The organism is Uliginosibacterium sp. 31-16, from assembly GCF_030730865.1.
GTDB lineage: Bacteria > Pseudomonadota > Gammaproteobacteria > Burkholderiales > Rhodocyclaceae > Uliginosibacterium.
This window is the reverse complement of the sequence record NZ_JAVALZ010000001.1, coordinates 829,487-853,924: the sequence shown is the minus strand read 5'-3', so window position 1 is coordinate 853,924 and position 24,438 is coordinate 829,487. Positions and strand designations below refer to the sequence as shown.

The 24,438-nt window shown below is 63.7% G+C and carries 25 protein-coding genes; 17 read left to right on the top strand and 8 right to left on the bottom strand.

The annotated features are described in order from the left end of the window. Window positions 1-17 precede the first annotated feature (17 nt). The 4 genes from Q9Q94_RS03930 (at window position 18) to Q9Q94_RS03915 (ending at window position 2,780) form a co-directional block, all read left to right on the top strand. A complete protein-coding gene (locus Q9Q94_RS03930) occupies window positions 18-374 on the top strand; it encodes a DUF1840 domain-containing protein (RefSeq protein ID WP_305978710.1) in 357 nt (118 codons plus the stop codon). Then, complete coding sequence (locus tag Q9Q94_RS03925; protein ID WP_305978709.1) at window positions 374-1,111, top strand: pteridine reductase; 738 nt, start codon at window positions 374-376, stop codon at window positions 1,109-1,111. Before Q9Q94_RS03930 ends, Q9Q94_RS03925 begins: the two co-directional genes overlap by 1 nt. 136 nt (window positions 1,112-1,247) lie before the next feature. After that, window positions 1,248-1,895, top strand: coding sequence for an MBL fold metallo-hydrolase (locus tag Q9Q94_RS03920; RefSeq protein WP_305978708.1), 648 nt, complete (start codon window positions 1,248-1,250; stop codon window positions 1,893-1,895). Between the two features lie 165 nt (window positions 1,896-2,060). Next, window positions 2,061-2,780, top strand: a complete 720-nt coding sequence (locus tag Q9Q94_RS03915; RefSeq protein ID WP_305978707.1) for a response regulator transcription factor — start codon at window positions 2,061-2,063, stop codon at window positions 2,778-2,780. Between the two features lie 75 nt (window positions 2,781-2,855). Here Q9Q94_RS03915 and mscL read toward each other — a convergent pair whose 3' ends face one another. Next, on the bottom strand, window positions 2,856-3,284 hold the full coding sequence (gene mscL, locus Q9Q94_RS03910) for a large conductance mechanosensitive channel protein MscL (protein WP_305978706.1): 429 nt from the start codon (window positions 3,282-3,284) through the stop codon (window positions 2,856-2,858). 311 nt (window positions 3,285-3,595) lie between these two features. Between mscL and Q9Q94_RS03905 the strand changes: the two genes are divergently transcribed. From Q9Q94_RS03905 to Q9Q94_RS03875, 7 genes are all read left to right on the top strand, one after another. Further along, the gene (locus Q9Q94_RS03905; RefSeq protein ID WP_305978705.1) at window positions 3,596-5,749 is read left to right on the top strand and encodes an AsmA family protein; all 2,154 of its coding nucleotides are present in this window, start codon (window positions 3,596-3,598) and stop codon (window positions 5,747-5,749) included. A gap of 3 nt (window positions 5,750-5,752) precedes the next feature. Then, window positions 5,753-6,997 (top strand): multifunctional CCA addition/repair protein, encoded by a 1,245-nt coding sequence (locus tag Q9Q94_RS03900; RefSeq protein WP_305978704.1) that lies wholly within the window; start codon window positions 5,753-5,755, stop codon window positions 6,995-6,997. A gap of 165 nt (window positions 6,998-7,162) precedes the next feature. Next, window positions 7,163-9,133 carry a transglycosylase domain-containing protein gene (locus Q9Q94_RS03895; RefSeq protein WP_305978703.1) on the top strand — a complete coding sequence of 657 codons (1,971 nt, stop codon included), beginning with the start codon at window positions 7,163-7,165 and terminating at the stop codon, window positions 9,131-9,133. An 8-nt stretch (window positions 9,134-9,141) separates the two neighbouring features. Next, window positions 9,142-9,945, top strand: coding sequence for an alpha/beta hydrolase (locus Q9Q94_RS03890; RefSeq protein ID WP_305978702.1), 804 nt, complete (start codon window positions 9,142-9,144; stop codon window positions 9,943-9,945). Between the two features lie 222 nt (window positions 9,946-10,167). Next, window positions 10,168-11,061, top strand: coding sequence for an aldose 1-epimerase (locus Q9Q94_RS03885; RefSeq protein ID WP_305978701.1), 894 nt, complete (start codon window positions 10,168-10,170; stop codon window positions 11,059-11,061). After that, window positions 11,058-11,279 (top strand): RNA-binding S4 domain-containing protein, encoded by a 222-nt coding sequence (locus tag Q9Q94_RS03880; protein ID WP_305978700.1) that lies wholly within the window; start codon window positions 11,058-11,060, stop codon window positions 11,277-11,279. Before Q9Q94_RS03885 ends, Q9Q94_RS03880 begins: the two co-directional genes overlap by 4 nt. A gap of 15 nt (window positions 11,280-11,294) precedes the next feature. Next, window positions 11,295-11,900: a flavin prenyltransferase UbiX gene (locus tag Q9Q94_RS03875; RefSeq protein ID WP_305978699.1), complete on the top strand. Its 606-nt coding sequence runs from the start codon at window positions 11,295-11,297 to the stop codon at window positions 11,898-11,900. 202 nt (window positions 11,901-12,102) lie between these two features. Here Q9Q94_RS03875 and Q9Q94_RS03870 read toward each other — a convergent pair whose 3' ends face one another. Further along, window positions 12,103-12,810 (bottom strand): hypothetical protein, encoded by a 708-nt coding sequence (locus Q9Q94_RS03870; protein WP_305978698.1) that lies wholly within the window; start codon window positions 12,808-12,810, stop codon window positions 12,103-12,105. Here Q9Q94_RS03870 and Q9Q94_RS03865 point away from each other — a divergent pair. Then, on the top strand, window positions 12,797-13,594 hold the full coding sequence (locus tag Q9Q94_RS03865; protein WP_305978697.1) for a hypothetical protein: 798 nt from the start codon (window positions 12,797-12,799) through the stop codon (window positions 13,592-13,594). The two genes, Q9Q94_RS03870 and Q9Q94_RS03865, sit on opposite strands and share 14 nt — an antisense overlap. Further along, window positions 13,498-15,120 carry an ABC-F family ATPase gene (locus Q9Q94_RS03860; RefSeq protein WP_305978696.1) on the top strand — a complete coding sequence of 541 codons (1,623 nt, stop codon included), beginning with the start codon at window positions 13,498-13,500 and terminating at the stop codon, window positions 15,118-15,120. Before Q9Q94_RS03865 ends, Q9Q94_RS03860 begins: the two co-directional genes overlap by 97 nt. Before the next feature lie 144 nt (window positions 15,121-15,264). Here the strand turns inward: Q9Q94_RS03860 and Q9Q94_RS03855 are convergent, their stop codons facing one another. The 5 genes from Q9Q94_RS03855 to Q9Q94_RS03835 are packed head-to-tail and all read right to left on the bottom strand — an operon-like array spanning window position 15,265 to window position 17,981. Next, window positions 15,265-15,780 carry a Gx transporter family protein gene (locus tag Q9Q94_RS03855; protein WP_305978695.1) on the bottom strand — a complete coding sequence of 172 codons (516 nt, stop codon included), beginning with the start codon at window positions 15,778-15,780 and terminating at the stop codon, window positions 15,265-15,267. Further along, window positions 15,780-16,163, bottom strand: coding sequence for a NusG domain II-containing protein (locus Q9Q94_RS03850; protein ID WP_305978694.1), 384 nt, complete (start codon window positions 16,161-16,163; stop codon window positions 15,780-15,782). Before Q9Q94_RS03850 ends, Q9Q94_RS03855 begins: the two co-directional genes overlap by 1 nt. Window positions 16,164-16,178: 15 nt before the next feature. After that, the gene (rapZ, locus tag Q9Q94_RS03845; protein ID WP_305978693.1) at window positions 16,179-17,039 is read right to left on the bottom strand and encodes an RNase adapter RapZ; all 861 of its coding nucleotides are present in this window, start codon (window positions 17,037-17,039) and stop codon (window positions 16,179-16,181) included. Window positions 17,040-17,097: 58 nt separating this feature from the next. Continuing rightward, on the bottom strand, window positions 17,098-17,301 hold the full coding sequence (locus Q9Q94_RS03840; RefSeq protein ID WP_305978692.1) for a DUF1289 domain-containing protein: 204 nt from the start codon (window positions 17,299-17,301) through the stop codon (window positions 17,098-17,100). 2 nt (window positions 17,302-17,303) lie between these two features. Continuing rightward, window positions 17,304-17,981 (bottom strand): SDR family NAD(P)-dependent oxidoreductase, encoded by a 678-nt coding sequence (locus tag Q9Q94_RS03835; RefSeq protein ID WP_305978691.1) that lies wholly within the window; start codon window positions 17,979-17,981, stop codon window positions 17,304-17,306. Between the two features lie 152 nt (window positions 17,982-18,133). On the opposite strand from Q9Q94_RS03835, the gene Q9Q94_RS03830 reads away from it, so the two are divergent. Both Q9Q94_RS03830 and Q9Q94_RS03825 read left to right on the top strand, forming a co-directional pair. Continuing rightward, window positions 18,134-19,159 carry an MBL fold metallo-hydrolase gene (locus Q9Q94_RS03830; protein ID WP_305978690.1) on the top strand — a complete coding sequence of 342 codons (1,026 nt, stop codon included), beginning with the start codon at window positions 18,134-18,136 and terminating at the stop codon, window positions 19,157-19,159. A 34-nt stretch (window positions 19,160-19,193) separates the two neighbouring features. After that, a complete protein-coding gene (locus Q9Q94_RS03825; RefSeq protein WP_305978689.1) occupies window positions 19,194-21,011 on the top strand; it encodes an alpha/beta hydrolase in 1,818 nt (605 codons plus the stop codon). 124 nt (window positions 21,012-21,135) lie between these two features. Here the strand turns inward: Q9Q94_RS03825 and Q9Q94_RS03820 are convergent, their stop codons facing one another. Then, a complete protein-coding gene (locus Q9Q94_RS03820) occupies window positions 21,136-22,560 on the bottom strand; it encodes a rhomboid family intramembrane serine protease (RefSeq protein WP_305978688.1) in 1,425 nt (474 codons plus the stop codon). 137 nt (window positions 22,561-22,697) lie between these two features. Between Q9Q94_RS03820 and Q9Q94_RS03815 the strand changes: the two genes are divergently transcribed. Further along, window positions 22,698-23,807 carry a class I SAM-dependent methyltransferase gene (locus Q9Q94_RS03815; RefSeq protein WP_305979480.1) on the top strand — a complete coding sequence of 370 codons (1,110 nt, stop codon included), beginning with the start codon at window positions 22,698-22,700 and terminating at the stop codon, window positions 23,805-23,807. Window positions 23,808-23,990: 183 nt separating this feature from the next. Further along, window positions 23,991-24,437, top strand: a complete 447-nt coding sequence (locus tag Q9Q94_RS03810) for a thioesterase family protein (protein ID WP_305978687.1) — start codon at window positions 23,991-23,993, stop codon at window positions 24,435-24,437. Window position 24,438 lies beyond the last annotated feature (1 nt).

The window sequence follows — 24,438 nt, the reverse complement described above, 5'->3', positions numbered from 1 at the left end:
GGCACACGAGGACAGCCATGCTCATTACCTTCAAATCCGACGCTGACGGCGACGTCATCATGTTTGGCGCCGTGGGCCGGCGCATGCTGGAAATCTTCGGCAAGGACCCGGACGACACGCAGGGCATCCTGACGGTGGAGCAGTTGCCCGACGCCATACTCGCCCTGCAGGCAGCCATCGAACAGGACCGGCTGGACAATCCTCCCGACGAAGATGAAGACGAGTGGGGGCGGGATGCCATCGAGTTGCAGGCCCTGCGCGAGCGCCGCCAGGCCCGCGAACGGGAGGTCAGCCTGGCGCGCCGCGCGGCACCCTTGCTGGACATGCTGCGCCATGCCCAGCGAGGCGGTGTGGTGGTGGTCTGGGAGTCGTGATGGACGCGCCGGTCATTCTCGTCACCGGCGGCGCCCGCCGCGTTGGCGCGGCCATCGTGCGTGGCCTGCATGCGGCCGGCTGCCGCATCGCGATTCACTGCCACGCCTCGCTGACGGCAGCACAGGCGCTGGCCGCCGAGCTGGAAGCGCAACGCGCGGATTCCACCTGCGTGCTGCAGGCTGAGTTGCTCGACACAGCGGCCCTGCCGCGTCTGGTGGCGGACACCGTGGCGCGCTTCGGCCGGCTCGACGGGCTGGTGAACAACGCCTCCAGCTTCTTCCCGACCGCGCTGGGCAGCATTGACGAGGCGGCCTGGCTGGACCTGATCGGTTCCAATCTCAAGGCGCCGCTGTTCCTCACCCAGGCCGCTGCACCGCATCTGGCGGCGAGCGGCGGGGCGGTGGTCAACATCGTGGACATCCACGCCGAGCGTCCGCTCGAAGGTTATCCGGTGTACTCGGCGGCCAAGGCTGGCTTGCAGGGGCTGACGCGTTCGCTGGCCATCGAGCTGGCGCCGCGCGTGCGGGTCAACGGGGTTGCCCCCGGGCCGATCGAATGGCCCGAGGATGGCCAGATCTCGCCCGAGCAGCGCGAGACCATCGTGCGTCACACCTTGTTGCAGCGTACCGGCCGAGCGGATGAAGTGGCCGCTGCCGTGCGCTTTCTGCTGCTCGACGCCAGCTATGTCACCGGCCAGATCCTGGCCGTGGATGGCGGGCGCAGCGCGCGTTTGTGAAAAAATCTGCTGTGCGACGTAATCTCGAAACTCCGGTACTCAGCGTATTGCACATACGCTTCCGTTCCTCGTTTCGACCTTGCGCCGCTCGCGACGATTTTTTTCACAAACGCTGACTCCTCATGAAAGCTGTCTCATGGCCCTGCAATACAAGATCATTTCCGTCACTCCGTTCCAGCAGAACTGCAGCCTGATCTGGTGTGACCAGAGCATGGAAGCCGCCGTCGTCGACCCCGGTGGCGATGTGGCGCGCATCCAGAGCGTAATCGCGGCGACCGGGGTGAAGCTGACGAAGATCCTGCTCACCCACGGCCATCTCGATCACGTTGGCGGCAGTGCCGAACTGGCCCGCGCTGCGGGCGTGCAGATCATCGGCCCACAGCGCGAAGATGCGTTCTGGATCGATGCCCTGCCCGAGCAGTGCCGCATGTTCGGCTTCCCGCAGGTGCCGGTATTCCAGCCGGATCAATGGCTGGAGGAGGGTGAGACGGTCAGCGTCGGCCAGGAAGTGCTGGAGGTGCTGTATACACCCGGCCACACGCCTGGGCATATCGTGTTTTACAGCCGCAGTGCCAATCTGGCGCTGGTGGGCGATGTGCTGTTTGCCGGCTCGATTGGCCGCACCGATTTCCCGCGCGGCAATCATCAGCATCTGCTCGACTCGATCCGGCTCAAGCTGTGGCCGTTGGGGCGGGAGGTGGCGTTCATCGCCGGCCACGGACCGATGTCCACGTTTGGCGAGGAGCGTGACAGCAATCCTTTCGTTGCCGATTTCCCGGCCTGAAAACGGTGCGGGCAAGCGACTCCGCACAGGCAATCCGGCCGTTCGGGCCTGATCCTGCCGACCATCGGGGCGTGAATGCCATGTGTCCCTAAAGTCTGGTGATCCCGATGCCGTGATAGCTGGGGTGAAGAATCAGAAAATAACAATTCCCCTCTGGAGGGCAGCATGCGCATTGTCCTGCTCGAAGACAACCTGACCCAGTCAACCCTGGTCAGCGCCTGGCTGCGCAATGCCGGGCACGACGCGCACAGCTTTGCGCTGACGCGTGACCTGCAGCGTTTCTGTACCCGTGAGAGCATCGACCTCTACCTGCTCGACTGGATGATGCCGGACATCTCGGGCGAAGAGTTCCTGCGCTGGCTGCGTGGCGAGCGCCGCGACAACACGCCGGCCATTTTCATCACCTCGCGCGACACCGAGGATGACATCGTGGCCGGGCTGTCCGCCGGCGCCGACGATTTCATCATCAAGCCGGTCAGCCAGCGCGTGCTGATGTCGCGCATCGAGGCGGTGCTGCGCCGGAGCAAGCCACGCGAGGCTGAAGCCAGCATGGATCTGCCGCCTTACCTGATTGATCACGCCCAGAAACGCATCCTGCTCAATGGTCAGTCGCTGGATCTGACCGAAAAGGAGTTCGATCTCGCGGCCTTCATGTTCCGCAATCTCGGGCGTCTGCTCTCGCGGGGTCATCTGCTCGAAGCCGTGTGGGGGCGCAACCCGGATCTGGCGACCCGCACCGTGGATACCCACATTTCGCGCGTGCGCAGCAAGCTGCAGTTGAAGCCCGAGCACGGCTTCCGTCTGGTGCCCACCTACAATTTCGGCTACCGGCTGGAACGGGTCGATGCGTCCGAAGCCGAGGCGCCAGCGTCGCATGTAGCCTAGCGCGGCAGACGCAAGGCGGGAGCAACAAAAAAGGCCGCATTTTCATGCGGCCTTTTTGCGGGAGCCGGGAACGGCTTATTTCTTCAGCGCATCGCGGATCTCGCGCAGCAGCACCACGTCTTCCGGCGTCACCGGCTCGGCGGCCGGAGCGGCGGGGGCCTCGCGCTTGAGGCGGTTGATCTGCTTGATCATGATGAAAATCACGAAGGCGAGGATGGCGAAGTTGATCGCGATGGTGATGAAGCTGCCGTAAGCGAAGACCGGGGCGCCGGCTTTTTTCAGGGCATCCAGGGCCAGACCGCTGTATTTCGGGTCATTGCTGAGCACGATGAAGAGGTTGGTGAAATCGATCTTGCCAACGACTGCGCCGACCACGGGCATGATGATGTCGTTGACCATGGATTCGACGATCTTGCCAAAGGCGCCGCCGATGATTACGCCAACAGCCAGATCAACGACATTGCCCTTGAGTGCAAACTCCTTGAATTCGCTGACGAAACTCATGAATGACCCCCTGTTTTCAAAAACCGGTTTATGAGGCCCGACTGGCTGCCGGGATGAGCGGCAGTGTCCCGCAAAAGCGGGGCGATGGGCAACCGTTGTCATGCATCGCCGCAGACTCTCCGGACCGGGGGTGGCTGCAGAGCGGCGGCTGGCGGGCCTGTGCCGATGGCATGCCCGGAGAGGCCCGCCGGATGCGGCTGTGCGAGGGGCTGCCGGGCGAATCTGGACCCGGCGGAGCCAGCCGACCTGCGTCAGAAGCCTGAAATTCAAGCTGGGGTATGATCGCCGATCCTTCATCCGGAGTAGCCGGTTTGAAAATTCGATTGGCAATGGTGTTGCGCGTGCTGGGCTTTTTCCTCGGTGGTCTCGTCGCCGTGGTGGCAGCACTGGCGTTTCTGGTGTGGGTCAGCTTTGACGCTGAACGCACCGCGGGCGCGCTCACCCAGCATTTCAAGGATCACTATCAGCGTACGCTGGTGCTGGGCAAGGAACCGCAGCTGCGGGTCTGGCCCCGCCCGGCGCTGGTCCTGCGGCAGGCTTCCCTGTCCGAGCCCGGGCGCAGCGAGGTGTTCGCCAGCGCCGCCAGCGTACGTCTGGATCTGGCCCCGCTGGCCCTGCTTGCCCGGCGTCACGAAATCCTGCGCGTCAGCCTGAGCGGGCTGCAGGCGCATTGTGTTCGCGCGCGCAATGGTGAGTGGAATCTTGCCAATCTGCTGGCTGCTTCGACTGCCAGCGTCGCGCCGCCGCCCTGGCAGTTGCACATCAGCGAAATCAGTCTGCGCGGCGCGGCGCTGCAGGTTGACGATGCCGGGACGGGCATGCAGGTCGAAATCCAGAATCTGGATGCCGATGCGCAGAGTGTGAACAAGGGTGTACCGGGTCAATTGAGCTGGCAGGGGCAGTGGCTGGACAAGGCTGGCGCCGGGGATCTGGAATTCAAGGGGCAGGCGCGTTATACCCTGCTCAAGGGCCTGAGTGCCGGCACGCTGGATGAGCTGAGCGTGCGGATTTCCGGTAACGGGTATGGTCTGCAGGGTGCCGAGGCGCGCTTCACCAGCGAGCGTCTGGGCTGGGGCAGCCAGGCGGCGCAAGGCTATCTCAGCAAGGCAAGTTTCAAACTGCAAGGCGCGGCTGGGGCTCAGGCGGTCAGCTTCAGCGCCGCGGCTCCCGCTTTCGGCTGGCAATCCTTCCGGCTGCAGGGCGAGAAACTGGCGGCGAGCCTGACCCTGCGCACGGTGGATGCGCAGACGGATTTTCAGCTTGCACTGCCGCACTTGCAGGAAAGCGGGCAAGGCTTCAGTACTGACGGGCTGGACTTTGCCTGGCAGTACAAGGCCGGCAGCGAGCACGGCAGCCAGGGCAAGCTGAATGCGAACCTGAGCGCCGACGTGCAGGGCAATGCTTACCGCCTGCGCGACATCAAGGCCGAGGCCTCGCTCCAGCATCCGCGCCTGCACACCCCGACGGCGCGCATCAGCGTGACCGGGCAGGCGCAGTGGCGCGCCAGTGGTGGCAGCGACATGACACTGGACGGCGCGCTGGGAGAAGACAAGCTGCGCCTGCAGGCGCAGTTGTCACAGCTCTGGCCGCTGAGCGGGCGCTTCGAGCTCAGTGCCAGCCGGCTTGATCTGGACCGTCTCGTTGCCGAAGCACGCCCCGGCACCCGGCTGCCGCCGCTGCAGCTGCCCGGCTTCGAGCAGCTCAGTCTGAACGGCAAGCTCAAGCTGGGAAATCTGCGCGTGGCGGGTCTGAACCTGAACAGTCTGCAGAGCCCGCTCAGTGTGGACAAGGGAGTTCTCACGGCCAGCGGCTTCACGGCCAGTCTGTACGGGGGGCAGATCGGCGGCGAGCTGAGCGCCGAGGGTGGCAGCGGGCGTCTGGGCGTGCAGGGCGATTTCAATGATCTGGGGCTTGAACTGCTTGCGCTTGAAGGCGGCCTGCCGATTCCGCTGAGTGGCCGCCTCTCCGGTTCCTACAAGCTGGCCACCCTGCTCAGGGCGGACAAGCAACCGCTCGCCGAACTGAACGGGGCGGTGCGCTGGACGCTGACCAACAGCGCAATCCGTGGCGTGGATCTGGTGCGCAGCCTGCGTGAATTCCGCCCGGCCATTGCAGCAGGCAAGCAGTCCGCGCGCAGCCCGGTTGATGCTGAAACCACCGAAATCGGGGTGGCCAGCAGCCGTTTCCTGCTGGCGGGCGGCAAGCTGCAAGCTGACACCATTCAGAGCCGCAACAGCTGGCTGGCGCTGAGTGGGGCGGGCAGTGCCGACCTGCTGCGCGACGAGCTGGATTTCAGCCTGCAGGCCAGCCTGCTGCCAGGAGTTACCGCAATGGCGGCACGGGATCTGGCCGACCTGCGCAGCAAACCCTTGCCCTTGCGCCTGAAAGGCCCGCTGTTGCGTCCCGACGTGCGCTACGAGCCCGGTGCGGCGCCGCTGAAACCCCTTAACCAGGCAAAGAAATAAGCCATGACTCACCCCAAATGGCAAACCTGGATCGTCGGCGGCGCCGTGCGTGATCGCCTGCTCGGCCTGCCGGTGCAGGACCGCGACTGGGTCGTGGTCGGCGCCACTCCGGACGATCTGCTCGCCGCCGGCTTCAAACCGGTCGGCAAGGATTTTCCGGTTTTCCTGCACCCGCACACCCACGAGGAATGTGCGCTGGCGCGTACCGAGCGCAAGACTGCGCCGGGTTACAAGGGCTTCGTGTTCCACACCGATGCCAGCGTGACGCTGGAAGAGGATCTGGTCCGGCGCGATCTGACCATCAATGCGATTGCCCAGGCCGAAGACGGCACCTTGATCGACCCTTACGGCGGGCAACGTGACCTGGCCGATCGCGTGTTCCGCCACGTCAGCCCGGCCTTTGCCGAAGACCCGGTGCGCATCTTGCGGGTAGCCCGTTTTGCCGCGCGTTTTGCCGATTTCACGCTGGCTCCGGAGACGCTGGAGCTGATGCGCGGCATGGTTGCGGCGGGCGAGGTGGATCATCTGGTGCCCGAGCGGGTGTGGCAGGAGCTGGCGCGCGGCCTGATGTACGCACGCCCCTCGCGCATGATCGAAGTGCTGCGCGAATGTGGTGCGCTCGCGCGCATCCTGCCCGAGCTGGACGCGCTCTTCGGCGTGCCGCAGCCCGAGAAATACCATCCGGAAATCGATGCCGGCATCCACCAGTTGCTGGTGATTGATCAGGCCGCCTTGCGCAACGCGCCTCTGCCGGTGCGCTGGGCGGCGCTGCTGCACGATCTGGGCAAGGGGGTAACGCCGCGCGAGAACTGGCCGCACCACTATGGCCACGAGGGTCTCGGCGGGCCGCTGGTCGAAGCTGCGTGTGCCCGCCTCAAGGTGCCGGTGGAGTGCCGCGAACTGGCGCTGCTGACTGCGCGCGAGCACGGCAACATCCACAAGATCGGTGAGATGCGGGCCGACACCATCACGAAAATTTTCGAGCGCTGCGATGCGCTGCGCCGGCCGGAGCGGTTTGAGGGGCTGCTCGCTGCGGCGGCCTGTGATTTCCATGGTCGCCCCGGTTACGCCGAGCGTGAAGACCGCGCCACGCCGCTGTGGCGCGCGCTGCTGGCGGCCTTCCTGAGTGTGGATGCGGGGTCGATAGCCGCTGCGTTGAGCGACAAGCGCCAGATCCCGCAACGCCTGCACGAAGCACGGGTGGCCGCCGTGGGCGCGGTGCTCGAAACCCTGCGCCCGCTGGATTAGGGCCTGCCTGCAGACCCGCTCCGCGCCTGCTTCTCCAGCCCGTCTGCCGGTACCGTGCCGTCACCTGCGCTTCGCCAGATAGCCCCGGCCGCAAGGCAGGCGGCGGGCGGCTCACCGCCCAGGCTGTGTCTGGCGCACAATAGCGCCTCGTTTTTCGTTCTGCCCATGAAGCTGATCCGCGCCTCCCTCCTCGTTTTTCTGCTGTGCCCGCTGGCCACTCTGGCTGAAGGTTTCGTGCTGCCCAGCTTCGAGCAGGTACGTGCCACGCACTTCAGTTCGGACGCCGTCCTGCTGGACCGCAACGGCCAGCCGCTGGCCGACGTGCGTTTGACCCCGGATGTGCGACGCCTCGACTGGGTGCCGCTGGCGCAATTGTCGCCCGCGATGCGCGATGCGTTGCTGCGCGCCGAGGACCGGCGCTTCTTTCAGCATAACGGCGTCGACTGGCTGGCCTTTGCCGGCGCGGCCTGGCAGAACCTGTGGGGCGAGGGCAAGCGCGGTGCGTCGACCCTGACCATGCAGCTTGCCGGCCTGCTCGACCCGGCCCTGCGCATGCCGCCCAAGCGTGGCGAGCGGCGCAGCTATACGCAGAAGTGGGATCAGAGCCGCGCCGCGATCGAGCTGGAGGCGCACTGGAGCAAGCCGCAGATTCTGGAGGCCTATCTCAACCTGGCGCCTTTTCGCGGCGATCTGCAGGGCGTGGGGGCCGCCAGCGAACTGCTGTTCGGTCTTCCCGCCAGCCAGCTGAAGCCGCGCGAGGCGAGCCTGCTGGCAGCGCTGCTGCGCGGGCCGAATGCCCGCCCGGCGCGGGTGGCGCAGCGCGCCTGCAAGCTGGCGGCCACGCTCGGGCAGACCCGCCTGTGCGGCGAGATCACCCAGCTGGCCAACGCCCGGCTGGATGCCCCACGCGCCGCGCCGCGCTGGACGCTGGCCTTGCAACTGGCGCGCGCGCGTCTGCAGCAGCCCGGCCAGCGTCTGCAAACCGTGCTGGACGCCAATCTGCAGCGGCGCCTGCTGGAAGCGCTGAAGCTGCAGGACGATCCACAGGCCGCCGCTGTGCTGCTGGATAACGCCAGTGGCGACGTGCTGGCCTGGGTGGGTGGTGTATCGCCCCAGGCGCCTGACGGGGTGAGCCTGCGCCGTCATCTGCCGGACTGGCACTGGCCGGCGCTGGCCGCACAGGCCATCGAATCGCGCCAGTTCACCGCCGCCAGTCCGCTGCCGCTGGGCTGGGCCATCTTCGATCCGCGCGATGCGCGGGCCGCCACCCCGGCCTGGCTGAGTCTGCGCCCGGCACTGCAGGGGCACCAGATCGGCGCCTTGCTGTACCTGCAACATGCTGGCAACCGGGATGTCTGGCTGGAGCGGGTGCGCGCACTGGGTTTCGAGTCGGCCGGTCTGGCGGGGCAGGCGGATATTCCGCCAGATCCCGATCTGCCGCGTCTGGCCGCTGCCTGGCGGGCATTTGCCACGGGCGGCAGCTATCAGCCCGCCCGCCTGCTGATGGCCGAGCCGGTCGTCGCCCCTCGCCGGGTGTGGCGCGCGGAGACGGCTTTTGTCATGCAGGATCTGCATGCCAGCCAAGGCCCGGGCGGCTGGGCGGCGAGCTGGACAAGTTTTGCTGCCGAGGATGGCAGCGCAGTGGTGGTGGGCAATTCCGAGCGCTTCACGCTGGCGCTGGTGACCCATGCGCTGGTGCCGCAAGTTGCCTGGCGCAGTGCGCTGGCGGCGCTGGCTCCGGAGTCGAAAGCGCCGCTGGCACCGGAAGGTGTGCTCAGCAGCCTGGTCCGCTTCGAACCTCCGGGCGAGGCGCCCCGGCGCGAATGGTTCCTGCGCGGCACCGAACTGGATCTGGTGACGGTGCTGCCCGAAGGGCGGCGGGCGCGGATCAGTTTCCCGGTACGTGACGAAAACTACATCGTCGCTGGCGAACCGGCGGCACGGGATCGCTGGTCCCTGTCGGCCGAGACCAGCGTGGCTCTGCGCTGGCAGCTCGATGGCAAGCCGCTGGGCGAGGGCAGCCGGCAGGTCTGGCTGCCGCAGCCGGGGCGGCATCGCCTGAGCATCAGCGACCCGACCGATCAGACGCTCGACAGTGTGGAATTCGACGTGCATGCTGCGGAAGCACAACCGTGAGTCCGCCCATGAAATTTGCCGCCAATACCACCCTTGAAATCATCCACCGCGAGCCCGCCGGCAAGGCTCGGCCGACGCCGCTGCTCTTTGTGCATGGGGCTTACGCCGGTGCCTGGCTGTGGGACAAGCACTACCTGCCGTATTTCGCCGAACAGGGCTGGCAGGCCAGCGCGTTCTCCTTTTCGGGGCACGGCGGGAGCCGTGGCGGCGATGTTCTCAACAGCCTGAGCCTGCAGGATTATGTGAATGATCTTGCCGAGGTGGTTGCAGCCATGCCGCGTGCTCCGGTGGTGATCGCGCATTCCATGGGCGGCGTGGTGCTGCAGAAATATCTGGAAGATGCCGAACTGCCCGGCGCAGTGCTGCTGTGTTCGGTGCCGCCGCAAGGCCTGCTGGGCTCGACGCTGAGCCTGATGTTCGGCCGGCCGAACGTGCTCTTCGATCTGAACCGCATCATCGGCGGTGGCGAGCCGCAGCTCGATTCGGTGCGCGAGGCGCTGTTTCACCAGCCGGTCAGCCGTGCGCTGCTGCACGAATGCTTCATGCACATGCAGGCCGAATCGATGCGCGCCATCTGGGACATGAGCGGCTTTGACCTGCCGCGCCCGGCGCGCATGCGCCGCCCGCCCATGCTTCTGCTGGGCGCCGAGCACGATGCACTGATTCCGCCGCAGCAGGTGGAGCAGACGGGCAAGGCCCTGCATCTGCCGGTGGAGATCATCCCGAACGCCGGCCACGCCCTGATGCTGGAGCCGGACTGGCAGCCTGCCGCCCAGCGGATTGCCGACTGGCTGAAACAGCAAGGGTTTTAGAGCATGGAAAGGGCTGCCTGAAAAGCTAGCTGCCCCTGGCGGGCTTCTTCGGGTGGTGGTGCTGAAGAGGCTTGATCGGCGAGGGTTTTCCGGAAGGCATTGCGAAGAGCCTTGCCACAAGCGGCTCTCCAGCCACCCTGCGTGCGGCGCTGCCCTGCAGCAGTTCCCTGTTGCCGGCTTTTCAGCGAAAATGTCAGACAACTTGTTGCTGAATTCTGCCTCATGCCTGCCGATCCCCTGATTACCCTTGAAAATGCCCATCAGCGTCTTGGCCTGTTGCCCACCCTGGGCGGCAGTGCGGCGTTCTGGGAAGTGCGCCGTGACGAGCGCTGGTGCCCGATCTGGCGGCCTTATGCACCCAATCCGGAGCGCCGGACGGTGGCCAATTTTCCCTTGCTGCCCTGGTCCAACCGGCTGTTCGGCGGGGGCATCCATGTTGATGGCGAGTTCTATCCGATGGTCAGCAACCGTGTCGACTCGCCCGTGCCCATGCACGGCACCGGCTGGATGCACGCCTGGGAAGTCGCCGCCCACAGTGCGACGCATGTCGAAATGGTGGTCGAGGCGCACGAGCCGTGTGGCTACCCGTTCCACTTCTCGGCGCGCCAGCATTACCGGCTGGAAGACGAGGTGATGCACATGCGCCTCGAACTGACGCACCTGGGACCGCAGCGCCGTCCCTACGGGCTGGGCTTTCACCCCTACATCCTGCGTGCCGCAGGGCTGCAATTGCGTTTCGGTGCCCAGGGGCACTGGCCGGGCGAGAAGGGCGTGCCCGTGCCGGACAGTGCGCCGCTGCCGCCGGAATGGGATTTCAACGTGCTGCGCGACATCGGCGACGGCGAAATCGACCATAATTTCCACGGCTGTGATGGCCACATGCGCATGGAGCGGCCGGATATCGATCTGCGCCTGGACTGGCAGACCACCGAACCGCAGGGGCTGGATACGGCCATCCTGTACCGCCCGGCTCACGGGCAATGGTTCTGCTACGAACCAGTGACCCACATCACCGGTGCCCACGCCCGCCCCGGCATGCCCGGCTTGCGTTTGCTCGAACAAGGGCAGAGCATGGCGCTGGAAGTCCGTCAAACCCTGTCCAGAATCACACCATGAACCTGCACGACTTTGAACTCACCCGCGAATTCATCACCCTGGACAGCCTGCTCAAGCTGCTCACCATTGCGCCGTCCGGCGGCATTGCCAAGATGATGGTGGCGGCAGGCGAGGTCGAGGTGAATGGCGAAATCGAACTGCGCAAGACGCGCAAGATCCGCGCGGGCGATGTGGTTCGCGTGCAGGACGAAGAAATCCGCGTCAGCGCGGCACCGTAAAGCGATGGGCATGCCATGAAAACCATCGCCCTTGCCCTCACTGGCGCGTCCGGCATGCCCTACGGCCTGCGCCTGATCGAAAGCCTGCTGGCCGCCGGATGCCGCGTGCAGCTTGTCTACACCCAGGCTGCACAGATCGTCGCCCGGCAGGAAATGGATCTGGTGCTGAGCAGCAACACCGCCGAAACCGCGGCGATGCTGGGTGCGCGTTTTGGCGCCAGCGCCGATCAGCTGGTGGTCTACGGCCGCGAGGAATGGTTTGCGCCGATTGCCAGCGGCACCAACCCGCCGGACGCGATGGTGATCTGCCCATGCACCATGGGCACCCTGGCCGCGGTGGCGGCCGGCTTGTCCAGCAACCTGATCGAGCGCGCCGCCGATGTGTGCATCAAGGAAGGCCGCAAGCTGGTGATCGTGCCGCGCGAAGCACCGTTCTCCACCCTGCATCTGGAAAACATGCTGCGCCTCTCGCGCATGGGCGTGGTCATCCTGCCGCCCAACCCCGGCTTCTACCACCACCCGCAGAGCGTGCAGGATCTGGTGGATTTCGTTGTTGCGCGGATTCTTGACCAGATCGGTGTCGCCCATCAGCTCATACAGCGCTGGGGCGAAAGTAAATAAACCTGTCTGCAGAGGCGCATCGGGTGGGCTTCTTCAGATTGCCATGCCTTACAGGCATGGCGAGGTAAAACGCCGCCCCTTGGATGTAATGTGGGGATGACATCCAGGGAGGCAGCAAAAAAGGCCTTGTCTGGAAACAAGGCCTTTTGATTTGGACGGGCCGGAGGGCTCCACAGAGGATTCCTCCGGAATGCGCACTAAATTACTGGTAAGCGGCGGGGATTGTACCCATTGATGCCGGCAGAGTGCCCTTTACCTCGGTCGGAGTATAAGCGCCAGTGTTGCTCCAGACGATCCAGTCAATATCTGCGTTATAGCCACTGGAGCCACCGTCGCCGATATACAGGCCCGAACTTGTGGAAGTCAGGCAAGTAGATCCAAGCGTGACTACGTTTGCGCTGATCGAGCCGGCCGTTAGTGCCGTCGACGATGCCAAGGTTACAGGAGAGCCATCCACCCACAGGGTGACAGTGCCCGTGCACGCCGCAGTTATATTCGCGCTCACTTGGAACAAATGATAGGAGCCACTATAGCTTGCGGAGTCCTTGATCGTTGCGGCGCCATCTGCAGTTTTTTCAATACCAAAGCCATTTCCATTTGCATAAATGACAGCCTTGACGCGTTCTGCACCGGTGTTCATATCCAGTTCGATCCCGCGGTTAGTTGCGTCGTTTACTTTGACGTAGGCCAACAGCGTGTAAGTTCTGGGATAGGCGCTCGGCACACCTGCCGTGGTCGAAACAACATTCTTGTTTGCTGCTGTCGTCGACGAGAACGTGGTTATGCCAGATGTAGCAGAGAAATCTGCTGCAGAGCCTCCTGAGAGGGTCCCTTGAGTGAAGGTACCAGACGAACCATCCGCCAAGGTTATAGAGCCTGCCGTCAACGGCGCATAGGTGGCGTTATACACGTTCCACGCAATACTGGCTCCGCCCGACGAAGAACTGGAAGAAGAACTGGAACTACTGGACGAAGAGCTCGACGAGCTTGAAGAAGACGAACTCGATGAGGAGGATGAACTCGACGACGACGACGACGACGACGACGACGACGACGAAGAACTGGAACTCGACGAAGAAGAGCTTGAGGAGCTGCTTGAAGAAGAGCTTGAGGAGCTGCTTGAAGAAGACGAAGAGCTCGACGAAGAAGAGCTGCTGGCCGGTGTGCTGTTGTTGTCACTACCGCCGCCACCACCGCAAGCCGCCAGCACCAGGCTGAGGATCAGTGCAGTAGCTACCCCTTTGAAACTGTTACTTTTATACATCCCTATCTCCTTCTTGCTTCTTCATTGGACTTGCCGCATGGACTTGCCGGCTGAACGTGGATACGTATTTTGGAAAAGCGGGGCATTGGCCGGCTTTCAAACAGGAGCTTATGAGCGGAAAAGTTCTGCTTATCCTGTCAGGGAAAATCCTAATCCAATGTTTCCGGTAACGGAAGGGTTTTGGCACCGGGAACACAACTTTTTGTTATCGGTGCCAAATAGCTCACGGTTTCTGCCCAAGCCATTGAGCTATCGGCGATTTTTGCACTGCGTTAGAATTACGGGCTTTTGCGCTGCGGCATTTGTCGCGCGCCGGTATTCAGGGATTCCGCAGTGCTCATCGCCAACAACATCACCATGCAGTTCGGGGCCAAGCCCCTGTTTGAAAACGTTTCCATCAAGTTCGGCGACGGCAATCGCTATGGCCTGATCGGTGCCAACGGTGCCGGCAAGTCGACCTTCATGAAGATTCTGGCCGGCGTGCTGGAGCCTTCAGGTGGCAACGTGGCGCTGGATTCGGGTGAGCGCATGGCTTTCCTGCGCCAGGATCAGTTCGCGTATGAAGACGTGCGCGTGCTCGACGTGGTGATGATGGGCCACGAGCAGATGTGGGCCTGCATGCAGGAGAAGGATGCGATCTACGCCAATCCCGAGGCGACCGAAGACGACTACATGCACGCGGCCGAACTGGAGCACCACTTCGCCGAGTACGACGGTTACACCGCCGAAGCGCGTGCGGGTGAGCTGCTGCTGGGCGTGGGCATTCCGACCAGCCAGCACAATGGCCCGATGCGCGAAGTGGCGCCGGGCTGGAAGCTGCGCGTGCTGCTGTGTCAGGCGCTGTTCTCGAACCCGGACATCCTGCTGCTGGATGAACCGACGAACAACCTCGACATCAACACCATCCGCTGGCTGGAACACGTACTGAACAACCGCAACAGCACGATGATCATCATCAGCCACGACCGCCACTTCCTGAATCAGGTATGCACGCACATGGCCGATCTGGACTACGGCCGCATCCAGACTTATCCCGGCAACTGGGATGACTACACGGAAGCCGCCCAGCAGGCCCGCGAACAGCAGTCGCGCGACAATGCGCGTGCCAAGGAAAAGGTCGCCGAGTTGCAGGAATTCGTGCGCCGTTTCTCGGCCAACAAGTCCAAGGCGCGTCAGGCCACCAGCCGTGCCAAGCAGATCGAGAAGATCAAGATCGAGGACTTCAAGCCCTCATCACGCCAGTATCCGTGGATCCGCTTTGACTTCGACGAGAAGGAAAAACTGCACCGTCAGGCCGTGGAGATCGAGAACCTGTCCTTTGCCTATGAGTCGGGCCGCAAGATCATCAACAAGCTCACCGTGACCTTCGATGCCGGCGATCGCGTGGCGATCATCGGCGAGAACGGCGTCGGCAAGACCACGCTGATGAAACTGCTGGTGGGCGAGCTCACCCCGACTTCGGGCACGATCAAGTGGGCCGAAAAGGCCAAGCTCGGCTACTACGCGCAGGATCACGCCAAGGATTTCGAGGTCGACGAAAGCCTCACCGACTGGATCTCCGGCTACGTGCGTGAAGGCGGTTACGAAGGCGACGACGCCGAAACCCTGATCCGTGGCACGCTCGGCCGCCTGCTGTTCAAGGGCGACGACGTGAAGAAATCCGTCAAGGTGATTTCCGGGGGCGAACAGGGCCGCATGCTCTTTGGTCGCCTGATGCTCCAGCGCAAGAACGTGGTGCTGCTGGATGAACCGACGAATCACCTGGACATGGAGTCGATCGAGTCGCTGAATTCCGGCGTGATGGATTTCGGCGGCACGCTGATCTTCGTCTCGCATGACCGCGAGTTTGTCGATTCGCTGGCGACCCGCATTCTTGAAATCAAGGAAGACGGGCAGATCATCGACTACCGTGGCACCTATGAGGAATATCTGGCCAGCCAGGGCATCGACGGCTGATTCTGGAGAAATACCTGACGGGGCGCGTGCTGAAGAGCCACGCCCCGTTTGCGTTGACGGACGGGGTGCGTGAAGACGTAATGTTTTCGCGGGTTTTCACGAGACATGCCGCGAGATGTCCGCCAGATGCGGGTTTGCGAAGACCTACTGGCGCTGGTCCTGCAGCAGTTTGGCCGTGATCAGGCCGTTGATCGTGCCAAACAACGTGGCCGTGGCGGAAAACACCGGCCACAGTCCCCACAGTCCTTCATGCGGCACCAGCCAGACGCGCGCCAGCAGCATCTGCCCGCCGATGTGGGCAAAGGCCGCGAGCACCGACAGACTGACCGGGCCGAACCAGCGGCGCGGCAGATGCACGGCGGCAGCCAGCAACGCCAGGGTTGTCAGTGTGCCGGTCAGACTCAGGAAGAAACCTGGCGCAAACAGCTGGCCGAGCAGCAGGCTGGCGGCGAATACGCGCAGCAGGGCGACCCAGGCAGCTTCGGACCAGCCGTGGCGCAGCAGCACCAGCAGCACGATGATGTTTGCCAGCCCCGGCTTGACCCCCGGCAGCGGGGTGGGGATCGCCGCCTCGGCGATCGACAGGACGATGGCCGCCGCGGCGTAGCGGGCCACGCGGTGGTCGGAAGCATCGGCACGGATCAGCACCGGCTCGGTCATCAGTAACTCATTGAATCGTAGGCTTCACGCCGGCCCTGCAACTGCAGGCTGACTTCGTTCGGCGCGCAGATCGCGGCGGCGCCGCTGCGCGTCAGCCAGCCCTGCTTTACGCAATACTGGCGCGGACCGGGGTCCGACGCGACACGGGCGCGGCCCGGTTGCACCTCGATATGGGTGGTGCCGAGCGGACCTTTGACATCGAACACGCCCGGGCGATCCAGTGGCAGGCTGGCCACCGTCTGGCCTGCCGCGCGGATCACGGCGGTGGTCGGCAGGTCCGGCCCCCACAGGCTCAGCCCGGCGGCGAGGGTGGCGGCAATGGCGGCCAGCACGACAGCGTAGTCGCCGGGGCGCAGAAGCAGGAGCCATTGACGCAAATGCATGCCCGGAGAGTCGCGTCAGGCGGACTTCTTCAGCCCGGCGTCGAGCGAGCGATGGCGCACCATCACCTTGGCTTGCCCGGCGAATTCGCGCGCCAGCCATTCGGCCAGATACACCGAGCGGTGCTGGCCGCCAGTGCAACCAATGGCAACGGTGAAGTAGCTGCGCCCGTCGTGGCAGAAGGCGGGCAGCCAGTCGGCAATGAATTTGCGGATGTCCTGTGCCATGCGCAGGGCGTCGTCGGAGGCCTGCATGAACTCGATGACCGGTTGATCCAGCCCGGTCAGGCTGCGCAGGGCCGGGTCGTAGAAGGGGTTGGGCAGGCAGCGCACGTCGAACACGAAATCTGCATCCACCGGCAGACCGTGCTTGAAACCGAAGGACTGGAACAGCAGGGTTGGTCCGGCGCTCGGGGCGGATTCGATCAGTTCGCGGATCCAGGCACGCAGCACATTCGGATGCAGGGCGCTGGTGTCGATGCGCTGGCCGATCTCGGCGATCCGGGTGAGCAGGTGGCGTTCGCGGCTGATGGCTTCCTGCAAGGTGGTGTGTTCTTCGGCCAATGGATGGCGGCGGCGGGACTCGGAATAGCGTGCAATCAGGGCCTCGTCGCGCGCATCGAGGAAGATGAAACGCAGGTCACGCACCTGTTCGCGCACCTGCGCGATGATTTCCGGCAGCGCTTCGATGCTGGCACCGGAACGCACATCCATGGCCACGCCGACACGCTTGTAGCCTTCGGCCTGGAGCTGGGCTACGAGCTGTGGCAGCAGGGTTGCCGGCAGGTTGTCGACGCAGTAGTAACCGGTGTCTTCGAGCAGTTTGAGGGCGATGCTCTTGCCGGAGCCGGAGAGGCCGCTGATCAGGGTGAGTTGCATGCTGGGGTGCTTTGCCGCCGGGCGAGAGAACCGGCTTCAGTGCGAAGGATAGCGAAAATCAGCGCCGCAGGGCTCTTTGCTGTGCTTCGTGAGCGCAGCGACGCTGCTCGCAACGGGCCAGGATGGCCTCGCGCTCTGCCGCGTCAGCGGTGTGCCAGCCGGTGATTTCAGTCAGGGTGCGGAAGCAGCCGACGCAGGTGTCCGTGCGGTCATCCAGACAGCAATCACGCACGCAGGGCGAGGCGGGCAGTTCGGCAGCCATGCTTACCAGGAGAGATTGCGGCCGGTGTAGTCAAGGAAGCAGCCATTGTCGTCGGCGGACAGTTCGGCGATCACCTTGCGCAGGCCTTCGACCGATTCGCTGACCCCGACTTGCGCATTGGGCCCGCCCATGTCGGTACGCACCCAGCCCGGATGCAGGCTGACGATGGTGGCGCCCTGTGGCCCGAACTCGTTGGCGGCGGCTTTCATCACCATGTTGGCCGCGGCCTTGGAGGCGCGATAGGCCAGCGCATCGGCACCGGTGGTTTCGTAGATCGAGCCCATCTTTGACGACATCACCGCAATGACTCCGCCCGCCCGCGCGACATTCGTGCCGAAGGCCTGGATCAGGCGCATCGGCCCTAGCACGTTGGTGTGCATGACGGTATCGAAGGCGTCGTCGCCAGGAGCGGCAAAGCTGCCGGTATCCGGGCCGGAGACGCCCGCGTTGACGATCAGCAGATCCAGCGGCGCATCATCAAGATGCCAGCCCAACGCGGCGATGGAATTGGCGTTGGTCACGTCCAGGGTCTGCAGATCGACACCGGCAGGCGTCCAGCGCCTGGCTTGCTCGGGCGCGCGGCAGCCGGCCACGACATGCCAGCCCTCGGCGGCGTATTGCACGGCGAATTCCAGACCGATGCCGCGACTGGCACCGGCCACAAGTACGGTTTTACTCATTGTTGTGGTCTCTGAACGCGGGGTGGCATGACACTGCGGTAGAAGGATTATGTGCCCTTGCTGGCCGGAAGGGTAGGGTTGCAGGATCAATGGTTGCAAGCCCGGATGCTGCGATGCATCATCAGCATCAAGCCACTGTCACGGTTGTCCGCATGTCTGCTCACGCACTCACCCATCCTTTTACCGAAGCGCCGGTTGGCATTGCCCGCATCGAAGTCGTGCCGGGCGTTTTCTGGCTGCGCTTCGCCCTGCCGTGGAGCCTGAACCACATCAACCTGTGGCTGCTGGAGGATGACGAGGGCTATGCGGTCGTCGATACCGGGCTGGGCGACCCGGCCTCGCGTGGCACGTGGACAGCCCTGATCGAGGCGCTGGAGCGTCCGATCCGGCGCATCATCGTGACGCACTATCATCCGGACCATCTCGGCAATGCGGAGTGGCTGGCGGGCGCCACGGGGGCGCCGGTCTGGCTGGCGATGGGGGAATACCTGCTGGCGCATGCACTGCACGCCCAGACCAGCGGATTTGAATCCTCAGCAATGCTGGCGCATTTCCGCCGGCACGGGCTGGACGACGAGCGCCTGGTGAAGATGGCGGCACGCGGCAATGTCTACGCCCGCGGCGTGCCGACCCTGCCAGTGCATTACCAGCGCCTGCTTGATGGTGACGTGCTGGTGATTGGCGGACGCCACTGGCAGGCGATCGCCGGCCATGGCCATTCGCCCGAGCACATCTCGCTGTATTGCGCGCAAGCGGGGGCGCTGATCTCCGGCGACATGCTGCTGCCACGCATCACCACCAACATCAACGTCCCGGCGGCCATGCCGGATGAGGATTCGGTCGGGCGCTTCCTTGCCTCCTTGCGCCGTTTCGAGCCGCTGCCTGCCGATACGCTGGTGCTGCCGGCGCATGGTCTGCCCTTCCGCGGGCTGCATGCCCGAATAGGCCAGCTCTTCGCGCATCATGCTGAAAGGGATGCAACAATCCTTGAGGCGCTGAGGAACCCGCAAAGTGCTGCAGATCTTCTTCAGACCCTGTTCCTGCGGGAGCTGGACGCGCACCAGCTGATGTTCGCCATGAGCGAGACCATTGCGCACCTGAATCACCTCTGGCACAGAGGGCCGCTGCGCCGGATTGAAGAAGCCGGAGAGCCGGTCCGTTATCAGATAGCGAAGTGAATTTCCCCCAACTGCTCTTTCAGGAGTCTGTTCCATGGCAACTGCACCGACTGACGCACCCAAGGCCGAATTGCCCGATCCGCAGGAAGTGGCGAAAACCTATGCCGAAGTGGCGCAGCGCGCCTCCAAGCTGCTCACCGAGCACATGCAGCGGGAGGTGAAAAAAGGCGTCCAGCCGCCCAGTGATGAACTCGGGGTGGCGCAGGCCTTTCTGGACATGATGAACAAGCTGCTGGCCAATCCTTACCGGCTGGCGCAGAACCAGATGAATCTGGTGTGGGACTACTTTTCGCTGTGGCAACACTCCATGCAGCGCATGTGGGGCATGTCGCCCGAGCCGATCGCCGCACCTGAAAAATCCGACAAGCGCTTCAAGCACGAAGACTGGCAGGAACATTTCCTCTTCGACTTCGTCAAGCAGAGCTACCTGATTGCCGCACGGCATATCCACGACACGGTTTCCGGCGTTGATGGCCTTGACGAGGAAACCCGGAAAAAGGTCAATTTCTACACGCGCCAGTACATCGACGCGATTGCCCCCTCGAATTTTGCCCTGACCAATCCCGAGGTCTTCCAGGAGACCATGCGCAGCCATGGTCAGAACCTGATCAAGGGCTTCAACAATCTGCTGCGCGATGTGGAGGAGGGGGACGGCAAGCTGCGCATCCGCATGACCGACACCTCGGCGTTCGAACTCGGCAAGAATGTCGCCACCACACCCGGCAAGGTCGTGTTCCAGAACGAACTGATGCAGCTGCTGCAATACACGCCGAGCACCGCCAAGGTGTCGACGCGACCGCTGCTGATCGTGCCGCCATGGATCAACAAGTACTACGTTCTGGATCTGCGCGAGAAGAATTCCTACATCAAGTGGGCCGTCGACCAGGGGCACAGCGTGTTCGTGATCAGCTGGGTCAATCCGGATGCCTGGCTTGCCAACAAGGGCTTCGATGAATACCTCAGCGAAGGCGTGCTGGCCGCAGTGGATGCGGTGATTGAGCAGACCGGTGTCAAGGAAATCAATGCTGCCGGTTATTGCCTGGGCGGCACCTTGCTCGGCACTGCGCTGGCCTGGATGGCGGCAAAGAAAGACAAGCGCATTGCTTCGGGGACCTTCTTCACCTCACTGCTGGATTTCTCGCAGCCCGGCGAGCTGGGCGTGTTCATCGACGAGAAACAGGTGCAGGCGCTGGAGAAGAAGATGGCCGAGCGCGGCTATCTGGAAGGTTCCGAGATGGCCGGCACCTTCAACATGCTGCGCGCCAACGATCTGATCTGGTCCTTCGTGGTGAACAACTACCTGCTTGGCAAGGACCCTTTCCCCTTCGACCTGCTGTACTGGAATTCCGATTCCACGCGCATGCCGGCCAAGATGCACAGCTTCTATCTGCGCAAGATGTACATGGAAAATGCCCTGCGCGAGCCGGGCGGCATCGAGATCTGCGGGGTCAAGATCGATCTCGGCAAGATCAAGGTGCCGTGCTACTTCATCTCCACCATTGAAGATCACATCGCGCCCTGGAAGAGCACCTACGCCGGAGCCCAGCGCATCGGCAACGTGCGCTTCGTGCTGGGCGGCTCCGGCCACATTGCCGGTATCGTCAATCCGCCGGTCGCCAACAAGTACGGCTTCTGGGTGCGCGACGATGACAAGCGCCCGGCAGATAGCGAAGACTGGCTGGCCGGCTGCACCCAGCAGCCCGGCTCCTGGTGGACCGACTGGCAGGCCTGGGTCAAGGCGCAGGATTCCAGTGAAGTGGCCGCGCGGGACCCGCTCAAGGGCAAGCTCAAGGTGCTGGAAGATGCCCCCGGCTCCTACGTGAAAGCACGGCTGGACAAGAACTCCCGATAGCGCGGGACGAGGCCATCCGGAACCGGCGGGGCGTGTGCTGAAGAGCCGCGCCCCGCTTACCTTTCCGGCGTGCATGCCGGAGAAGCCCGCTGCATGCGGCTCTGCGAGGGGCTGTGTGCGACCCCTAAACCTTCAGTTTCGACAGTTCTGTCGCGCGTAGCGGATCGCCTGCCGTGCGCAGCGCATGCACGGCCAGCGCCAGAATCTGATCCAGCCCCGGGTGGGCAGGCGCGCTGGCATGCAGCAGGCGCGCACAGCGGTCCAGCTCCGGCAGGCAGCGCGTCTGGCTGAAACGCTCGATCAGGGCGACTGCCGTCTCGGGGGCAATCTGTGGCAGCGGCCTGGCCTTCTGCAGATAGTCGCGAAAACTCTCCAGCACCAACGCCTGGCTTGCCGCATCCTGCCCGCGCAGGGCCAGTACGCAGGCCACGATGGCATGGTATTCCGCGCTGGCCGGGGCCAGTCTGGCCACGTTCAGGCATTCACGCAGCACGCCGGCGTTGCCGCGGGCCTGACTGGCGGCCCGCGCGTATGCGCGCCGGGCCTCGTCGAAACGCTGGCTGCTCATCAGGCGGCGGGCTTCGTGGATGGCCAGTTCGGCAGTTGGCTTGGCCGCCGCTTCGGCGGTATCCTCGGCGCCTTCCGGCAGCAGGCGCTCCAGCGCCCGGCGGCGCAGCGGCAGCACCAGCAGGGCGCCGACAAGCAGCCCGCCGAAGTGCGCACCGTAAGCCACCTGCGCATTACCCAGCCAGAAGAATTGCAGTGCCTCGTTGATCAGCCAGATCGGCAGAGCGAGCAGGGCCGGTGCGCGAATCACGTCGAAGAAGACGAAGACGAAGTAGAAGAAAGGAATCCGTCGGCGCCCCAGCAGCACGGCAAAGGCGCCCATGACAGCAGCAATCGCGCCAGAGGCACCGACCAGCCCGCCCGGCGCGCCCTGGGTGGCCAGCCAGTGGCCTGCCGCCGCGCCGATGCCGCCGAGGACGAAGAGCAGGAGGAAGGGCAGGGTGCCGATCAGAGCCTCGACCGCTGGGCCGACCAGAATCAGCACGATCATGTTGCCGACGATGTGCCCGGTGCCGCCGTGCATGAACTGGTGGCTGATGGCCGTGAGCCAGGTGGGGTGTTCGGTGTCGAAGTGGAAGCGTTCGGTGAACAGGCGCTTTTCCATCGCATCGAACTGGCGGCGGGCGCGTTGCCAGTCGTCGAACTGCGGGTGCGCATCGGTGATGATGCTGCCGGCGCGCAGGCGACCCATGAAAACTTCGTCAGCCTGCATCAGGCGCAAGGTCGGAAACAGGGCGCGGCTTTGCTTGAGCGCCTCGAACTGCTTGAGCTGTCTGGCCTCACCCTGCTTGCGCAGGTAGGCCTCGTAAGCCGGCAGTTCGACCGCTGGCAACACGCTGCTGGCGTAGTAGTCGCCCATCAGTGCGTAACGTTTCTCGTCACCGGACTGGAAACCGAAGAACACGATCGCGCAGGTGAGCACGACAAGGATCACCCCCAGCGGAAAGCTGCCACGGGTGAGACGGGTAACGTAGGGCATCATGAACATGGTGTCGGCATTCTAACGGGCTTCGCCGCAGGCGGTGCAGCCAGCCGGTAGAATGCCGCTTTGTTCTGCCTGGCGTACCTCTCGTGCCTTTTCACCCTGTTGAACATTTCGGTCAGGTTTTCACTCCGCCCATGGTGGTGCAGCAGATGCTCGCCTTGCGGCGCAAGCAGGGCCGGGTGCTGGAGCCGTCCTGCGGCGACGGAGCATTCGCGCGCGAACTGCCGGGCTGCGTGGCGATCGAGCTGGATGAGCGCGTGGCGCCGGCGCAGGCCCTGCGGATGGATTTTTTTGCCTACCCCGAGACCGAGAAATTTGACAGCATCATCGGCAATCCGCCTTACGTGCGCTTTCAGGATGTGCTGCCGGAAACCCGTGCCCGGCTGGACATGACGCTGTTCGATTCGCGCAGCAACCTGTTTCTGTTTTTCATCGAGAAATGCGTGCGCCATCTGAATCCCGGCGGTGAGCTGATCTTCATCGTGCCGCGTGATTTCATCAAGCTGACCGCTGCGCGCAAGCTGAATGCCTGGTTGTTCGAGCAGGGCACGATCACCGATTTCATCGAAACCGGCGACAGCAGCATCTTCGGGAAATTCGTGCCGAACTGCGCCATCTTCCGCTTCGAAAAAGGTCGCATGGACCGGCGCATGCGTGATGGCCGGCATGTATTCACGCTGGTCGATGGCCAGCTGATGTTCCTGCGCAACGATTACACGATGCCGCTCGCCGAAGTGTTCGACGTGCGCGTCGGCGCAGTCTCTGGCGCAGACGAAATCTTCACGCACCCGCAAGGCAATATGGATTTCGTGTGTTCGAAGACCGTGGATACCGGGCAGACCCGGCGCATGTATTTCGATGTGCGGAACGCCCATCTCGAAGCCCACAAGGCGCGCTTGCTTGAGCGGCGGGTGACGCATTTTGATGAATCGAACTGGTGGAAATGGGGCCGCCGGCATCACATTTCGGAGTCCCGCCGCATTTATGTGAATGGCAAGACGCGGCGCGCCAACCCGTTTTTCACCCACGCCTGCGAAAACTACGATGGCTCGATTCTGGCACTGTTTCCGAAGGATCCGGCGCTGGATATCGACCGTGCCATCGAGTTGTTGAATACCGCGGTTGATTGGCAGGAACTGGGCTTCGTCTGCGACGGACGCTTTCTCTTCAGCCAGCGCAGCCTGCAGACCTGTCTGCTGCCGGAGGTGTTCCGGGAATTGCTGCCGGTCCGCAAAAACGCTTGAAACGGATCGGGTACGCTGCACTGCCGCATGGCAGAATACGTTCTGGTATGTTCAGGTTGCATGCCACACAGTCGCCAGAACCCGCACGCAGCAAGCTTCTTCAGCATGCCTGTGTGTGCAGCGAGGCGCTGTGCGCCTCTCCGGCCAGCCTGCCCTGCAGCCCAGTACCCGAGCCGATCTGCCATGACCCGTATTTTCAGCCAGCGTTTTGCCGTTCCCGCCGAAGCCATCGACGTGCATCGTCACGTCAATAACGTCGCGTATCTGCAGTGGATGCAGGATGTGGCGATCGCCCACACCACGGATCTGGGCTGGCCGATGGAGCGCTATTTCGAGAAGCGCTGTTCCTGGGTGATCCGCTCGCATTTCATTGAATACCTGCGCCCGGCGCTGCTCGACGATCCGCTCAATCTGGTGACCTGGGTGGCTGACATGGGCGAGCGCAGCAGTACGCGCAAGTACCTTTTCTGGCGTGAGAGTGATCGTCAGGTGATCGCGCGTGCGGAGACCGCCTGGGTCTTCATCGACATCCGCGCCGGCCTGCCGCGGCCGATTCTGGCCGAGGTGCGCAGCGCCTTTGCCATCGTGGAAGACGAGGCCGAGGTGATGGCCCTGCTTGAGGCGAGCTGAA